Genomic DNA, 17,013 nt, shown 5'->3' with positions numbered 1-17,013 from the left:
TTATTTAAGATGTTCCACTTTGATGGCGTCCTTATAAATTTCCTCCAAAGCAACCCCGACAACCTTGTGGGACTTTGGCCCGCTTATACCGACCATGTCGCCTTCTCTCAGCCCGCGAGCTCTCTTCGAGGCAGCGACAACAAGCGTATATTTGCTGTCTACTTTCTTGACCATTTCATCGATGGATGGATATAACATGATTTCACCTCTCTGAGACATTTTCGGCGGACGGTACGGACGCGAACTCCTGAAACAACTCGTTCAGGAATCGTTCCCTTTTGCAATGTTCAGCCGTGATGATCGCGCTGATCCGATTGCACGCGGAATCGATCTGATCGTTGACCACCGCATAATCGTAGTGATACAGCAAATTCATCTCCTCCACCGCCACAGAAAGGCGATGGTCGATGGTCGCTTGCGTTTCGGTTCCTCTGCCGGTAATCCTCTGCTTCAATTCATTAAGAGAAGGCGGCATCAGAAACACGAATATGCCTTCGGGAAACTTTTCTTTCACTTTCAAAGCTCCCTGGACTTCAATTTCAAGAATGATGTCCTTACCCTCTGACAGCGTCTTCTCCACAAAATCGCGAGGCGTGCCGTAATAGTTGCCGACATACTCGGCATACTCCAGCAGCGCGTCCGTCTGCATCATATGGTGAAACTGCTCGCGGGATTTAAAAAAATAGTTGACGCCGTCCCGTTCGCCTTCTCGCGGCGATCTTGTCGTGGCGGATACGGAATATACCAGCTCAGGCAGCCTGGCGCGCAGCGCTGCGCATACCGTACCTTTGCCGACCCCGGATGGGCCGGACAGCACGATCAGTAAACCTCTTTTCATGGGCTTCCCCGATTCATTCATCATTCTCGTCGTCTTTGGTGGACAACCGGTGCGCAACCGTTTCCGGTTGGACGGCCGACAGGATGACGTGATCGCTGTCGGTTATAATAACCGCCCGTGTCCGGCGACCATAAGTCGCATCGATCAGCATATGCCGGTCTCGAGCTTCCTGTATGATCCTTTTAATAGGTGCCGATTCCGGGCTGACGATGGAAATAATCCGATTCGCTGATACGATATTGCCGAAACCGATATTGATCAGCTTAATGGCCGCCATAGATACACTTTCCCTCCGGTTACTCCTGCCCTGAGCCGGGGGCTGCCGTACGCTCCCATTGTTGACGAAAGCGGCGCCTCGCATACTGCAGGTTTGGATATACCTAGTCTTATCGCCTATCAATTCATTTTTTTATTGTACTTCAAATCCCAAAGCCGGACAAGAGCATTCGACGGCGTCTCAATTGACGGGTGATAAACTGCCGCTTCTCTCTTTTACATATCTAGTAAGCGCAGCCGTCATCTCGTAAGCCATGAAAGGAGTCATTAAATAGATTCCATTAAAAAGGGACATGGCGGCGTCAAGCAGTTCCTGCGCGATCTTGATGCCTTCCGCCCGGCCTTCGGCTCCCTCTAATCCGCTCATTCTCTGCCGGACGGAGTCCGAGAGCTGAATGCCCGGCACCTCATTGTGCAGGTATTCCGCATTACGGCCATTGGCAAGCGGGAAAATGCCCAGAAAAATCGGAGCAGAGATATGCTTCGTCGCATCGGCGATCCGTTCAATTAACGCTTCATCGTACACGGGTTGAGTCATAATGTAATCGGCTCCCGCCTTGATTTTGCGCTCCAATCTTTCCACCGCTTTATCCAAATGCTTGACGTTCGGATTAAATGCCGCTCCGACGACGAATTTGGCTTTCTGCTTAAGCGGCTTGCCGGAGAAGGCAACGCCTTCGTTCAATTGCTTGATCATCCGGATGATTTCGAATGAGGTCAGATCATAAACCGAGCTGGATCCGGGAAGATCTCCGAATTTGGCGGGATCGCCCGTCACTGCCAATACATGATCGATACCGAGCGCGTCGAAGCCCATCATATGGGACTGGGTGCCGATCAGGTTGCGGTCGCGGCAAGCGATATGCGCCAGCGGACGAATACCGATGCGTTCCTTCAGCAGCGCAGCCAGCGCCATGTTGCTCATCCGGGTGACGGCAAGGGAATTGTCCGCCATTGTTAGAGCGTCGGCTCCAGCCTCTTTCAGCGCCGCAGCTCCGGCCATGAACTTGGCAATGTCCAGATCACGCGGCGGATCCAACTCCACGATAACCGTGTGACGTTCGCGCACAAGATGGAGGATACTGGGATCTCCCGCTCCGCCGTCCGTTGGAGGATGTTCTTGCACAGGAACCGCTGCCGGCTCTTTGATGGCAACTTGAGAGATGAGTTCATTAACATTGCTTACATCAATTTGCGAGGGAGCATAGCCTGTCAGCGCTGCCGAAATCGCGGCAATATGCTCCGGCGTCGTCCCGCAGCACCCGCCGATGAGCCGTGCACCGATATCCGCAAACTTGACGGCGGACGCCCCGAAGTACTCCGGAGTCGCTTTGTACACCACTTTGCCGTCCACGTAATCCGGAAGTCCGGCGTCGGGAAAACGCTGAGCGGCGCGCCCAAATCTCGCGGAATGGTTTCCATTGCGCGAAGAATGGCGTTAGGGCCGCTGCGGCAGTTAAAGCCGATAACGTCCGCTCCTTCACCTTTCAACCGCAGGAATGCATCGGAAAGCGGCACTCCGTCCGCAGTACGCGGCACGTCTTCTACGGCGAATTGACAGATGACCGGAAGATCGCTGCGTTTACGAATCAGCGACAATGCCAGGGACATCTCTTCAAGATTGAAAAAGGTCTCCAACAAAAGGCCGTCCACACCCGCTGCCAGAAGCGCGCCGATCTGTTCCTCGAAATCCCGCTTGATGGCGGACGTCTTTACGTGTCTTCCGCGGGCCGCCCGAAATGCTCCGATCGCACCGACAACATAGACATCGTCCCCCGCCGCTTGCCGGGCGATAGCGACACCTGCGGCGTTGATCTCTTCCGTCTTTTTCTCTAATCCGTATTTTGAAAGCTTTCCGTGCTGCGCGGAGAACGTATTCGTCTCGATCACTTCTGCGCCGGCCGCCACGTACCGCTTGTGAACATCGCCGATAATATCGGGTTTAAGCAAATTGAATTCCTCGTACGAGACGCCGACCGGAAAACCAAGCTGATATAAATAAGTGCCCATCGCACCGTCTCCGACGCGGGGCCGTTCTGCAAGCGCCGTGCGCAAATCCGGTTTCATGAAGCATCCCCATCCATTCCATCCATAAAAGTATTCTAAATGTAGCACAATTTCTCTATCGCGAAAATGGCAAAACCCGGCGGCTGCCGGGTCTGATTCAACAATATTTCGAACAAAGTTGTCAGCGAATTTGGGTTACTCTCGTGATGTTCCGTGATTCAATGGTGCCTGTGTACACAACCGCAGCGGGACCGGTCATATAGACGCGGTTGTTCTCCTCGTTCCAGTCGATGAGCAGGTCGCCGCCGGCCAGAGAGATGGTAGCTTTGCGGTCCGTCAGGCCGTTAAGCACCGAGGAAACGAGCGTTGCGCACGCACCTGTTCCGCACGCCAATGTCGGACCGGCGCCGCGTTCCCATACGCGCATGTCCACTTGGTTTGTGGAGTTGACCTTGGCGAACTCAACGTTAATTTTGCGGGGGAACAGCGGATGCTTCTCAAGCTTTGGCCCCCATGTCGCGAGATCGAAACCAATTGCATCGTCAACATAAATGACGCAGTGCGGATTGCCCATCGAAACGGCGGTAAACGTGAATTCCCGTCCATCGATCATTACGGAGTGTCCGACGACCGGATTCTCATCAATCGTTGTAGGCACGTCCAATCCGTTCAGAATCGGTTCACCCATATCAACGGTTACCGATTCCGTTTTTCCGTTTTTAACGACCAACTGCACAGGCTGCACACCGGCCCCGAGAGTCTCAATGGTCAGTTCCGTTTTATCGGTCAATCCGTTATCATACACATATTTCGCGACGCAGCGAATGGCGTTGCCGCATTGCTCCGCTTCCGAACCGTCGGAGTTAATGATCCGCATCCGGAAGTCTGCCGCCTCGGACGGCAGGATGTAGACCAGGCCGTCAGCACCGATGCCGAAAAACCTGTTACAGAGCTTAACAGCCAGATCGCCGACGTTGTCCGGCAATGCTTGCTCGCCTGCGACAACGATAAAATCATTGCCTAACCCGTGCATTTTAGTAAATTCCATTGTTCGTTCCTCCTGCTTGTATACCCGTCTATGCTTCTATTCTAATGATAGCTATTATACAGCAGGAAGAGCATACAGCAATCCTCTGTTTATTTGCACTTTTCCGAATAAATTAGTCTCTGGATCGCTCAAAGGCTGCTTCGAATGCGGAAGAAATCCGCTGACGAAACAGCCTTTACAACGTTACCTGGAGAGAGTGCGCGTTGCGGTCGCTCCTCCATATGTGATTTTTGTGCCTTTTGTCGGCTTCGATGATCCGAGCACGCTGCCGATTCCCATCGCGAACGTCGGGATGCCGGCTGCGACAATGACGAGCGCCCAGTCGCGCAAGTTGAGAGGAACCGTTTTGAATACTGGCTGCAGCGGCTCAAGATAAAGCACGGCAATCATCAGAATCAGCGAGGATAAGACCGCCAAAACCAGAAATTTGTTCTCCAGAAGCTTACGGTGGAAAATGGATCGGGAGCTGCGGCAGTCAAACACGTGAATCAACTGTGCCATAACGAGTGTTGCGAAAGCGACGGTTTGCGCGTGTACGAGGTTGTCGCCGCTTCTTGCTCCTTCGCTTAACGCCAGCATGAAGGCGCCGAGCGTGCAGAATCCGATCAATATACCGCGGCTGATGATTTTCCAACCGAGACGGCGGGCAAAAATATTTTCCCTGGCGGAACGCGGCTTGTGCTGCATCAGATCGCTCTCTGCCTGATCGACACCGAGCGCCATTGCCGGCAGGCCGTCCGTGACCAGGTTCACCCACAAGATCTGAATGGGAACGAGCGGCAAGGGCAGCCCCATCATCATCGCCATGAACATCGTCATAATCTCTCCGACGTTCGAAGCTAACAAGTAGCGGATGAACTTGCGGATGTTCTCATAAATTCCGCGTCCTTCCTCCACGGCGGCAACGATGGTCGAAAAGTTGTCGTCCGCGAGCACGAGCGCAGACGCTTCCTTCGTCACATCGGTACCGGTAATGCCCATCGCGATGCCGATATCCGCAGCTTTCACCGCCGGGGCGTCGTTGACGCCGTCACCGGTCATCGCCACAACATGCCCGCGGCGCTGCAGCGCCTGGACGATCCGAAGCTTATGCTCGGGGGAAACCCGGGCGTATACATAAATATCGTCGGCCATTTTCTGGAGCTTGTCATCATCCATGCCGGATAACTCCGCTCCGGTTACGACGCGTCCGCCGCGCGCGATAATGCCAAGGCTTCTGGCTATCGCTTCGGCAGTTGTGCCATGATCTCCGGTAATCATAACCGTCTTGATCCCGGCCTGACGGCATTTGTAGATCGCTTCCTTAACCTCTTTGCGCGGCGGGTCCATCATTCCGATCAGCCCTACAAAAATCAGCCCTTGCTCCGCCTGCTCCGGAGTCTCGATAACGTCATGCGCCTTCACTTCACGGAAGGCAAAGCCCAGAACGCGAAGGGCATCTTTTGCCATGGCTTCATTCGCCTGAAGCACCTTCTGGCGGATCGTGCCGGTGAAAGGTACGACGTGATCTCCCCATAGAACATAGGAACAACGTTCGATCAGCAGATCCGGCGCTCCTTTTGTACAAACGAGCTTGCCTCCTTGGTGGGAGATAAGGACGGACATCCGCTTGCGCTCAGGCTCGAACGGAAACTCCTTAACCCGCGTATACAAGCTTTCCAGCGAGCTTTTGGCAAGACCGGTTTTGGCTGCGAGCACCAGCAGCGCTCCTTCGGTGGGGTCGCCTTTTATTTTCCACTCCGAGGATTCCGCCGCCGCTTCCTCGCCTTTGCCCGGCTTGCGCTTGCGCAGCTTCTTCATCGCGGTCCGAACGAGTCAAATACAGAGTTATTGCACAGCGCCGCGATCTGGGTCAGCCGGCGCAGCGAACGCGTCGCCTTTCGCATCGACAGTCTTGCCGGCTTCCTGGCAAGCGGCCTGAGGCTCATATCCCTCGCCGGTAACATCAATGGATCTTCCGCCAAGCCACAGCTGGGTTACGGTCATTTTATTCTGGGTCAACGTGCCCGTCTTGTCGGAACAGATCACCGAAGCGCAGCCCAGCGTCTCTACGGACGGGAGTTTACGTACGATCGCGCGCCGCTTGATCATCCGTTGTACGCCCAGCGCCAATGCGATCGTGACGATGGCAGGCAAACCTTCCGGAATCGCGGCCACTGCCAGGCTGACGCCTGCCAGAAACATCTCGTACATAGGTTGTCCGTGCAGAACCCCTGCGAGCACAACCATAACGGTTAACGCCAGCGCAACGATAATAAGGATTTTGCCGAGCTGCTCAAGCCTGTGCTGAAGCGGTGTCCCCGCCTCATCCGTCTGTTGGATCAGGTCCGCAATTTTACCCATCTCGGTGGACATTCCGGTAACCGTAACGACCCCTTTAGCGGTACCTCGCGTAACCATCGTTCCTAAATAGGCACAATTTCTACGGTCCCCCAGCGGCAGCTCCTGCGCATCGATACTCGCGGCGTCTTTAACCACAGGCACCGATTCTCCCGTTAACGGCGCTTCATCTATGGAGAACTGATTGCACTCGACCAATCTTAAGTCCGCGGGTACTCGATCTCCGCTCTCGAGCAGGACGATGTCACCCGGAACGAGACTGCTGGCAGGCACTTGCTCGTACGCCCCGCTTCGAATGACCTTCGCGGAAGGGGCGGACAATTGTTTAAGAGCGCGAAGGGACCGTTCCGCCCTGAATTCCTGGAAGAAACCGAGCACTCCGTTGATCAGAATAATCGCTATGATCGTGAGCGCATCGAGCATTTCCCCCAACAAGCCGGAGACGATCGTTGCTCCGACAAGCACCAGCACCATGAAATCCTTGAATTGATTCAGCAGCAGCTTTAAAGGCGACTGGCCCCGCCTCTCTTCCAGTTCGTTGGGGCCGTGCGCTTGCAGCCGCCGGGACGCTTCTTCGGCAATGAGCCCATTTGTGATGTCCGTTTCCAGCACCTCAAGCAATTGTCCCTCGTTCAGCTGATGCCATGACTTACCTTCCACGACGGTCATCTCCCTCCCGCTTATCCGCTTTACGACCTATATGTATTCAGACAAGCCGGGAAATATCCCCTAATTGCCGCTCACCGCATTGCCGCCGGCATGCCCATCCGCGTCAACGGACGGCCCCGCGCTCTTCCGCCCCGCAGCCGCAGGGCTTTCCCTTTGAAGGCAGGTGTGGCATCATAAGAGTCAGAAGAAACGCATCTTTTTGCGGTAAAATAGGAGCCATTGAAATGTCTTTGGACGGAATTGTCACACGCGCCCTCGTATATGAACTCCAAAATTGTGTGCATGCGCGCATTCATAAAATTTATCAGCCTACCGACAACGAGTTGGTGCTCCATATTAGAGGCCAGGGAATCAATGGGCGCCTGCTCATGTCGGCTCACCCTTCCATGCCGAGAATTCATTGGACGGAACAGCCTTGGGCCAATCCGCAGGAACCGCCGATGTTCTGCATGCTCCTGCGCAAATACTGCGAAGGCGGCGTCATCGAGGCCATACGCCAGGTCGGCATGGAGCGAGTCGTCGAGATAGACATCAGGCATCGTGACGAACTCGGGGACTGCGCGCTGAAAAGGATTGTACTGGAGATTATGGGGCGCCACAGCAATCTGATGCTGATCGACCCGGCCACCGGTGTTATCCACGATGGAATCAGGCATGTTACACCGGCCATCAGCAGTCACCGCGTCGTTTTGCCGGGAAGTCTTTATGTGCCTCCGCCGTCCCAAAATAAAGTGAACCCGTTGATCGTTGATTCCGAAGCGGCATTTGAAGAAGCTTTGAACAATCACCATGCGGAAGCCGAACAATCCGATGAAACGCAGAACACGATGAAAGCTCTCGTCAACTCTTTTACCGGAATCAGTCCGTTAATCGCACGTGAAATTGCTTATCGCGCACAGGAAAATCAAGCCGGGCTGTGGCCTGCCTTTCTCGAGATGATGCAGCAAATTGCGAGACACAGCTATGTTCCGAATTTAGTGGAGCCGGTAAACGGCAAAACCGATTATTCCGCCGTAACTTTAACGCATCTGCAAGGGGAAGCGCAGACATTCACAAGCATTCATCAATGCCTGGAGACTTATTTCAGCGAAAAGGCCCAGCGGGATCTCGTCCGCCAGCGAACTACAGATTTACATCGGTTCCTCCTCAACGAAATCTCCAAGAACGAGAAGAAGCTGGTCAAGCTTCAAGAAACGCTCGAAGAAGCGGAGGAAGCGGACAAGGTGCGGCGATTCGGCGAGCTGCTCACAGCGCATCTGCATCAGTTCCAACGGGGGGACAAATCCGTCCAGGTGACCGACTACTATGATGAGGACCAGCAGACCGTTGCGATTCCGCTCGATCCGCTGCTGACACCTAATGAGAACGCCCAGCGTTTTTTCCGCAAATACAGCAAGCTCAAAAACAGCCGCACGGTAGTCGCGGAACAGATGCAAGCAGCCGAAGATGAAATCCGCTACCTCGCGTCGGTTCTTCAAGGCCTTGATACGGCTTCGCCGGCCGACATCGAGGAGATTCGCGACGAGCTGACGGAGCAAGGCTACATTCGGGAACGCGGATTGAAACGGGGTATGAAAAAAAAGAAGAAGAAGGACCGGCCGTCCATTCTTTGTTATACATCCAGCGAAGGCATTCCGATCTACGTCGGCAAAAACAATACACAAAACGACTACGTCACGAACCGGCTGGGCACGCCTTCCGACACGTGGCTCCACACCAAGGACATCCCCGGCTCCCACGTGCTCATTCGCAGTCCGGAATTCGGCGAAGCCACGCTGCATGAGGCTGCGGTTCTCGCGGCTTACTACAGCAAGGCCAAAGAATCGAGCACCGTTCCCGTGGATTATACGCGGATTCGTAACGTCCGTAAGCCAAACGGCGCGAAGCCCGGCTTTGTCATTTACGAAGGGCAAAGGACGTTATATGTGACACCGGATGAGGCTCTCATCGAACGAATGCCTTCCGAGGTTAAATAAAAAAAGCGGGTTTCGCTGCAATGAGCGAAACCCGCTTTTTTTATAATCGCTTCAGCTTGTGCACCACTCCGGCGTCGACCGTCTTATTCCCGATAGGTCCATGGAAGATAACGCCTTCCCGCGCCCCGTGAAAATCCGATCCACCCGTGACAAGCTTGCTGTGCCGATCGGCTAACGCAGAGTATCGTGCTTCCTGCTCCGCATCATGGTCGGAATGGAAAGCTTCCACTCCGTCTGCTCCCGCTTCCAATAACGCGGCAACGAGGTCATCGTTATCGTACAAACCCGGATGCGCGACGACCGCCGCTCCCCCGGCTTCGTGGATCCAGGCGACCGCCTCAAACGGAGAAATGCGCGGAGGACTGACATATGCGGGTTTACCTTCCCCGAGGAAACGGTCGAATGCGTCGCGCAGATCGGAGGCGTAACCTTTGTTCATCAATACTTGCGCAATATGCGGCCTTCCTACAGACTCGCTGCCGCGGCCGGATTTGCCCGCGGCAGCCTCGACCTCCGCCATAGAAACGGGCATCCCTAGTTCGGCCAGCCGTGCTAGAATTTGCTCGTTTCTGCGATTTCTGACATTGCGAAGCGAGCTGAGCCGGGACAGCAATAGAGGATCCTGATGCGATATCCCGTACCCCAGCATATGTATATCTCTTCCGTCAAGGGCCGTGCTGATTTCCACACCCGGCACTACACTGATGCCGTATCGTTCACCCGCCTCCAATGCTTCAGGGATCCCCGCGACAGTATCATGATCGGTAATTGCGACAGCCGACAATCCGGCCTCCTTCGCAAGCCGCACATTCTCCGAAGGACGGTTCATCCCGTCCGATGCAGTCGTATGTGTATGTAAATCCGCTCTATTGTTCATGTGACAGCTCCCTTAAATCGTGAAGCAACGCGGCGGCGGGCATCGGCAGCAGTGAGGATTGCAAGCGAACGGCAAAAAACTTGCGCATGAAAGATACACCTTTGATCCTGACCGGCTTGAGCAAGCCAAGCGACACTTCATGCTTAATCGTCCATACCGACAACACGGACAAACCTAAGCCGGCCTCCACCGCCGACTTCACGGCGCCTGTGCTGCCGAATTCGCTGACCACCCTCAACCGGCCGTCCTGCACCCCATGGCGGGAAAGCTCGTCTTCCATGATCTGCCGCGTACCTGAACCTTTTTCCCTCAGTACCATCGGCTCGAGAAGCACATCATCCAAATCTACTTCCTCAAGAGCGGCGAAAGGATGATCCTTCGGCGTCACGAGAATAAGCTCATCGTCCATGACAGCTTCCGTATGAAATCCCGGCACGTCGCAGGGAGCTTCGATCAATCCGAAATCCAATCCCTGATTGGCGATGGCGTCAATGATTTCCGTCGTGTTCATGACTTTCATATTAACGGATACTTCCGGAAACGTGCGCAAGAACGATCCGAGCAAACGAGGAAGCACGTACTCTCCGATGGTCAGACTGGCGGCAAATTGCAGACGGCCTTTCAGGTCTTCGGCGAAACGCGCCATCATGCGTCGGTGTCCCTCATCAGTTCAACGGCTTTGCGCGCTTGCGGCAGGAGATGGTGGCCAGCCTCCGTAAGCTCAAGCTTCTTGGTCGTACGATTAAACAGCTTTGTCCCGAACCGTTCCTCAAGCGCCTGAACCTGCATCGTTACGGCCGGCTGTGTCATATGCAGCGTCTGCGCGGCTGAAGAGAAGCTTCCCCGCTGCGCTACGGTGTAGAAAATATGCAGTTGATGGACGTTCAGAGCCATGCCATTCACCCTTCCGACGCACTTATTATTCCGAATTATACCACATGCGGATCAATCACTTGCTCGAAATGAAAAAGCATACCCGCAGGTATGCTTGACTGTCCAAAAGGAATAAGGCCGTTATCGGCGCTTGCGATTGTTCTTGATTAATGTCATCCGGCGGGAATGCCTCAGCCACGAGTAGTAGCTTTTCAGATCTCGCAGCTCCATCGTCTCCGACATACGGCCGAGAAAAGTAACGACAATCATCTTATGCAGCGGCGTTCCTAGAAGATCCGTGTCCGTCTCACTGACGGCGAATTCCGCAACAAACACAAGATCGTCGTCAATCGTGTAGACATCCTGCTCATTACGGTAATAGGAGACGATACGGCCTTCTTTCAAGCATTCCCAAATATATTGGGCGATATCGGAGTAGCCGGTCTTCTCGCTTTCAACACGATCTGCCCAACGCGCACGAGCATGGTTGGTAATGATGATATCGACGACTTTCTTGTCCCCGAGCTCAATATGGAAAGGTTCGTAAGTGTTCCACCGCTCAGTATGTTTATCCTTCACGGGGCTGTCTCCTTCCCGATTCTAGGTCTTTCAGATCATTCTTGCCGGCTGAGACTCCAGGAAGTTAAGTACATTCTAACTCACTCATTCCCAAGGATTCAACAAAAAAATAAAATCGGAGGGAACGTGACTGTACGGCAATCTCTCAATTCCGTGCAGGTCGATAGTTGCAAAAAGAGTCTCCCTATGGCAAGGAGACTCTTCAGATGGTTCAGATCGGCTTATAAGCCGTAAAACCGTGTTTTGTCGGGAACGTTGCTTTCATACTCCGTCTTGATTTCGTTACGGTAGGAACGTTCGATTTTCCGGACGAACGGCAGACGCTGCAGATTGCGAGTCGCCTCTTCTGCTGCGTCAGCGTTCATGTACAGAACTGCGTATTGCATCTTCCGCGACAGATAGTGCAGCGTGCCATATTTGTCTAACCCTCGCGCCGCTTTCCAATCGCTGAACCATACGATATATCCGATGCGCTCGGCAAACAAGTTAACCTCAAGATTGTCGAACATGATTATCCGCAGCCTCCGGATCCGCAAGAACAGCTGCCGCCGCTGCCGCAGCCCTTGCCGCTCGATTCGTTGCCGGATACTTTAACGGTTTCGGACACGGCATCAGCGATCGTTCTCGTAATATCGTACAATAGTTGATCCAGCGAAGACTCCGCTTCCTTAAACCGGCGAACGGATTCTATACTGTCCAACCGTGCTTGTATTGCATATACCTCATCCAAAGCAGCGTTATAATCCGGATGGAACCTGCCGAATCTTTCGCATTCCGCGAATTTTTCCTTCGCTTTGGCGAATTGGCGGGTCAGCTCCTGCGCTTCGGCGTTCTTGCCGACTTGCTCTTTCCAAAAAATATACTCCGCCGCGTAAGTGGAATCTTTTATCCAATCCCCGAGCTCGAAGGCGTGGGTCAGGAGGACCGCCATATCAGCAGGCGCTTCATCCACACCTTGTCCTGCCGCAGGGAGGGTTTGCATTAATGCGGCCATCGGCCTCACCTCACCTTTGGGCTGTGCCATATCTTCTCTATCATACCACAGATAGGCGACAACAGGTCAAATGGATTCAAACTCATCCAAAGGCGGCAGCAGAATCATCATTTCAGCAAAATCCCCCGGCTGTACAACGACAGATTGTCGCTGCCCGGAAGCGGCAGGATGCTCGCTTTTCCACTGTCCCGATACGCTCCATTCCGCCCCCTGCTCCTCAACCGCCTTCGGGATAAAGGTATGGCTTTCGCCGTTCCCGCCGACTCGGACCGGCGCCTGCCAGCGGATCGCTCGCTGGATCAGCTCCTTGCGGGTCGAAACGTGATACGCTCTCGGCTGCCGGATCCACGCTGCGGGAATGTCGGACAGTCCGGGAAATAAATCGTCGGCTCTTGGGAAGGTCTGATCGGGTTCATAAACGGTAACGAGATGGCCCAAATACAGCCATCCCTCCTCCGCAGCAAATTCCGCCGCTCCCTGAGCGACGGATGACGCGTCCGGCCGGGCAATAAAGGTGCGATCATTCGCTTCGGAGGGGGGATAGCCGATTTTTTGCAAGACCGCGGCTAACGCTTTCACCGCTGAAGCATCCACGACAAAGTCTTTATCTCCGATCTGTTCCGTCAGAAGCGCCGACAACTCCGGATTTTGCCGTAAACGTTCTGCGACCTCAGCGCTTTCAGTTCTGAGCAGGGTCACCTGAGCGAGCTTCACTTTGCCGAGTTGAGCAAACCAATCCCTCAGGGCGCCGCCAACGCTTTCCGGCAGCGGTTCGCCGGAACCGCGTTCCAGAAACTCGGTGACGGCTTCCAATGTATAGCCTGCATGGCAGGCCTTCTCACAAGCGGTCCGTGTCAAACGGTACACAAACAACGCATCGATTGTGACCCGTTCAGCCATTTGCTCCAACAACCAGCGGTGCGCAAGGCAGACATCCGGCGGGACAACGATTTCTCCGTCCGGCTGCACGAAAAATAAACCGGAGTCCTCCCGTTCAGATTCGGCCGGCGTGCTCAAATCGCAATTTTTCCGAAACACGGATTGCCCTTTACAGGTCCCTTTTTCCAGCCACCCGAACGATTGCAGCAGCCCGAGCCAATCGTCGATCTTTTGCCGGTCGCCGCAAATCGGCACGATTTGTTCTGCCCGATACCATTGAAACGGCGGCAACGAGTGCACGGCAGAAGCGGCCATGTGCAGACCGGCATCGGCTGAGCTGAACCGTGTCAGCGCCAACTCGTGCAATCGGGCATCCGCCGTGCAAATCGGCTGGGTCAGCCACGATTGCAATCCGGATTCCGAAACGCGGATTGCGCCGTCTTCTTTGCGGAGAACACCACAGCACAACCCAAAGTCGATTGCCAGCGCGGCATGTGCGGGAACCTGCTCGTGCCCGGGGTAAGTCAATGATAAGAACGCCAATTCCTCTGCAGTTACACGCATGTTTGCCGTCATTCGCGCCACCGGCGGACGCTGAAGCGTCCCTTTGGAGGTTACGGTAAGCGGATGCAAATAAACGGAATGCCAGGCGGTGAACAGTTCCAACGCTAACGGCAGCCTTAAAGCATACGCATCCACCCTCACCTCGCCAGATTCCTGCTCGGTAAGCGGCCCGCCTTCAACCGGCATCAGCAGAGACTGCCAGACGGCAACCATATCTGTAGGTACATATAACAGCCGGTCTCCCCAACTTTTGCGAACGGCGAACAGAACCCCGCTGCGCCGCAGTCTGGCCGCAGCGACTCTCACTTCAGCTCCGGTGGCGATCCCCTGTTCTTCTGCAGCCCTGCTCAGGGCAGCCGGTTCGAAAGCAATGCCGGCGAAGCGCAAGATAATGAGCTTCAGCATTTGCACAACCGTGTCATCGGCATGTTGCAGCCACGAGGAGGCCCAATCAACGGAACGGAGAATCCGTTCCAGACTATCCCCTTGTGTAATCCTGCGCAGGACGGAAGGCTCCGTTTCAATAAGCCGCCTGATCGAAGGCGGCAGACGCCGCACGGAAGCTTCAATGTTCATAGGCTCACCTTCTCCGCGCTGTCAGCATCAAATTCCGCCCATCTCTCCACGGAATACGGATAACCCTGTTCAAGCAGAAACCGCGCGCGATTACGGGAAAATTCGATCTCGTCGGTTCCTTCGCTGACAATGGAATAAAACAGCGCTTCGTTCCCCGACTTTTTCGGGCGAAGGATACGGCCCAGCCGCTGCGCTTCTTCTTGGCGGGAGCCGAAGCTGCCGGATACTTGAATGGCTATGCTGGCTTCCGGCAAATCAACGGCAAAATTGGCCACCTTGGAGACGAGCAGCACGCCGATCTCCCCCGCGTTGAAGCGGTCGAACCACTGCTTGCGGGTGCTATGCGGTGTTTCTCCCGTGATCAGCGGCAAAGACAGCTCTTCCGCCAGATAATGAAGCTGGTTCAAGTATTGGCCGATGACAAGGGTTGGGATCCCTTGATGCCGCTGAAGGAGCGATTTGACGACTATCGCCTTCAAAGGGTTTTCTCCGGCGATCCTGTGACGGTTCCGTTTCGGTGCGGCCGCATATTTTTCCGCCGTTACCGGATCGAGAGGGACTCTAACTTCCGTACATACAGCCTCGGCGATCCAGCCTTTTTCCTCCATCGTTTTCCACGGCACTTCATAACGTTTGGGTCCGATTAAAGCGAACGCATCCTCTTCCCGCCCGTCTTCCCTTACGAGAGTGGCGCTGAGGCCCAGTCTGCGCGTCGCCTGAATGTCCGCAGTCATCCGGAACACCGGGGCGGGCAGCAGATGCACCTCGTCATAGATGATCAAGCCCCAATCCCGATTCACGAATAACTTCCAATGAGGATAAGCTTGGTCTTTGGACCGGCGGTGCGTAAGCACCTGGTAGGTGGCGACGGTGACGGGACGAACGTTCTTCGCTTGCCCGGTATACTCGCCGACCTCATTCTCCGTTAAGCTTGTATTCCGCAGCAGCTCCGAAATCCACTGCGACACGGACACTCCGTTCGGCGTCAGAATCAGGGTTTCGCACTTTAGCCGGGATATAGCCGCCAAGCCTACCCATGTTTTGCCGGCACCGCAGGGAAGCACCACGATCCCGCTGCCTTCTTCGACAAAAGCATTGACCGCTTCAATCTGGTAATCTCGCAGCTGTACCGGCCGTCCGGAGCCGGTGCCCGACCGCATCGAGACCTGGAGCGTTTCTCCCGAACGGTATCCGGCTTGATCCAACACGGGATAGCCTCGCGCTGCAAGCTCACGCTTAATCCAGCCGCGGGCGTCGCGTCTGACGACCGCTTCCGTCCCGGACAAATAAGTGACAAAGACATCTGCCAGATCTTCCCATTCCCTCAGTAAATCTAACAAATCGGGAGTATCGGTAACGAGAGTAAGTGCGCCATCCAGGGAAACAAGCCGAATGCGGCCATATCGGCTCATCTGTTTGTGTATCTCGTCTGCCAGAGAGCGCGGCACACCGAATCGGGCGAGGGAGGCCAGTTTTTCCGTTACCTGGCTGCCGCTCCATCCCGACGCTGACGCATTCCATAATGTAACCGGGCTTACACGGTATGTATGAAGGGTGCCGGGACGTTTCTGAAGCTGGGCAATCTGCCTTAGAAACTTCCTTGCCTCTTCATAGTGAGGATGTCTTTCGTCAAGCAGCAGCGTTCCGTTCGATTGGACCAGCAGCGGCCGGGGAATCGTCATGCATATCCCTCCTTGCAACTACAGCCTTTCCGCTTGCGGAACCGTTAATTCATAGCTTTGCGAAAACCGGCTTCCCGCGCTTCCTGTTCAGAGCAGAACCATTGCTCGGGTACCGTTCTTTTGTAGGCGGAGGCACCGGGCACATGATAAATCTTTTCCCCTTTGGAGTTGATATTCCCTTTAATCGGATTCGAACACGAAGGGACAGCCGGCGTCCCGGAAGGCGCTGCCGGTGCTTGGTCCACGGAAGCATCTTCCGCCCACAGCCCTTTGTTATTTTCGCGAGCTTCCTTTTGTCTTTGTAAAAAGAGTTCGGCATACGCCACATTCGGAGGGATCGTCATCACTTGGGCATACCCCTCTCGGACAAGGCGCTCATTGTACATGACGTCTTGCCCGGCAACGAACACATATCGCAGCTGCCGGCCGTACCGGTCGGTATCGGAAACGTCGGGAAACAGCAGGATTGTTTCGCCGAGCAGCGCAGATTTGGTGAAGGCAGACGCTTCTTTGCCGTATGGTTGAACCTTGCCGTGGACCTCGGGGGTGTTCACTCCGATCAGACGCACTTTTACTCCGCCGCCGAGCTCCAAAGTATCTCCGTCGACGATACGGGCTACCGTTGCTTTTTCCATCTTTTTGTCAGCCAGCTCAGGGTAGTTGCGTATAATCCTGTCACGATCCGCATCGCTGTCGGCCGCCTTTTCCGGATTGACGCATCCGAGCAGCTGCCACAGCAGGACACAAGCTATCGCTGCCTTGAATACTTGTAACTTCGAATATTTCCCCATGGTGTTCGCTTCCCTCTCCATCCAATTCTTTAAAAAAGGTCCAT

12 protein-coding genes and 3 pseudogenes are annotated in these 17,013 nt (G+C 54.7%); 1 reads left to right on the top strand and 14 read right to left on the bottom strand.

What is annotated here, in order from left to right; translation table 11 throughout:
* The 6 genes and pseudogenes from rpoZ to SD71_RS14365 form a co-directional block, all read right to left on the bottom strand.
* Complete coding sequence (gene rpoZ / locus SD71_RS14390; RefSeq protein WP_041064507.1) at positions 1-198, bottom strand: DNA-directed RNA polymerase subunit omega; 198 nt, start codon at positions 196-198, stop codon at positions 1-3.
* A gap of 4 nt (positions 199-202) precedes the next feature.
* On the bottom strand, positions 203-838 hold the full coding sequence (gene gmk / locus SD71_RS14385) for a guanylate kinase (protein WP_041064770.1): 636 nt from the start codon (positions 836-838) through the stop codon (positions 203-205).
* A 13-nt stretch (positions 839-851) separates the two neighbouring features.
* The gene (gene remA, locus SD71_RS14380) at positions 852-1,115 is read right to left on the bottom strand and encodes an extracellular matrix/biofilm regulator RemA (protein ID WP_041064504.1); all 264 of its coding nucleotides are present in this window, start codon (positions 1,113-1,115) and stop codon (positions 852-854) included.
* Between the two features lie 180 nt (positions 1,116-1,295).
* Positions 1,296-3,181, bottom strand: a pseudogene (locus SD71_RS14375) (bifunctional homocysteine S-methyltransferase/methylenetetrahydrofolate reductase).
* A 121-nt stretch (positions 3,182-3,302) separates the two neighbouring features.
* On the bottom strand, positions 3,303-4,169 hold the full coding sequence (gene dapF, locus SD71_RS14370) for a diaminopimelate epimerase (RefSeq protein ID WP_052476276.1): 867 nt from the start codon (positions 4,167-4,169) through the stop codon (positions 3,303-3,305).
* 183 nt (positions 4,170-4,352) lie between these two features.
* Positions 4,353-7,169: pseudogene (locus SD71_RS14365) on the bottom strand (calcium-translocating P-type ATPase, SERCA-type).
* Positions 7,170-7,402: 233 nt separating this feature from the next.
* On the opposite strand from SD71_RS14365, the gene SD71_RS14360 reads away from it, so the two are divergent.
* The gene (locus tag SD71_RS14360) at positions 7,403-9,154 is read left to right on the top strand and encodes an Rqc2 family fibronectin-binding protein (protein WP_041064501.1); all 1,752 of its coding nucleotides are present in this window, start codon (positions 7,403-7,405) and stop codon (positions 9,152-9,154) included.
* A gap of 40 nt (positions 9,155-9,194) precedes the next feature.
* On the opposite strand, the gene SD71_RS14355 is transcribed toward SD71_RS14360, so the two are convergent.
* The 8 genes and pseudogenes from SD71_RS14355 to SD71_RS22365 all read right to left on the bottom strand — a co-directional run bounded on the left by SD71_RS14355 (position 9,195) and on the right by SD71_RS22365 (position 16,969).
* Positions 9,195-10,031, bottom strand: a complete 837-nt coding sequence (locus SD71_RS14355; RefSeq protein WP_041064498.1) for a PHP domain-containing protein — start codon at positions 10,029-10,031, stop codon at positions 9,195-9,197.
* Positions 10,021-10,925 (bottom strand): annotated as a pseudogene (locus SD71_RS14350) (LysR family transcriptional regulator). The gene SD71_RS14355 and the pseudogene SD71_RS14350 overlap by 11 nt, the downstream one beginning before the upstream one ends.
* A gap of 120 nt (positions 10,926-11,045) precedes the next feature.
* Positions 11,046-11,483, bottom strand: coding sequence for a hypothetical protein (locus SD71_RS14345; RefSeq protein ID WP_041064495.1), 438 nt, complete (start codon positions 11,481-11,483; stop codon positions 11,046-11,048).
* 221 nt (positions 11,484-11,704) lie between these two features.
* On the bottom strand, positions 11,705-11,968 hold the full coding sequence (locus tag SD71_RS14340; protein WP_041064765.1) for a YlbG family protein: 264 nt from the start codon (positions 11,966-11,968) through the stop codon (positions 11,705-11,707).
* 26 nt (positions 11,969-11,994) lie between these two features.
* The gene (locus SD71_RS14335; protein WP_082034262.1) at positions 11,995-12,477 is read right to left on the bottom strand and encodes a YlbF family regulator; all 483 of its coding nucleotides are present in this window, start codon (positions 12,475-12,477) and stop codon (positions 11,995-11,997) included.
* A 66-nt stretch (positions 12,478-12,543) separates the two neighbouring features.
* Positions 12,544-14,496: a helicase-associated domain-containing protein gene (locus SD71_RS14330; RefSeq protein WP_041064492.1), complete on the bottom strand. Its 1,953-nt coding sequence runs from the start codon at positions 14,494-14,496 to the stop codon at positions 12,544-12,546.
* Positions 14,493-16,178 (bottom strand): DNA repair helicase XPB, encoded by a 1,686-nt coding sequence (locus SD71_RS14325; RefSeq protein ID WP_041064489.1) that lies wholly within the window; start codon positions 16,176-16,178, stop codon positions 14,493-14,495. The genes SD71_RS14330 and SD71_RS14325 overlap by 4 nt, the downstream gene beginning before the upstream one ends.
* A gap of 44 nt (positions 16,179-16,222) precedes the next feature.
* Positions 16,223-16,969, bottom strand: a complete 747-nt coding sequence (locus SD71_RS22365) for a thermonuclease family protein (protein WP_082034261.1) — start codon at positions 16,967-16,969, stop codon at positions 16,223-16,225.
* Positions 16,970-17,013 lie beyond the last annotated feature (44 nt).

The organism is Cohnella kolymensis (assembly GCF_000829465.1).
Taxonomy (GTDB): Bacteria; Bacillota; Bacilli; order Paenibacillales; family Paenibacillaceae; genus Cohnella; species Cohnella kolymensis.
Note: the sequence above shows the minus strand (reverse complement) of the source record. Positions and strands in the feature narration are given on the sequence as shown.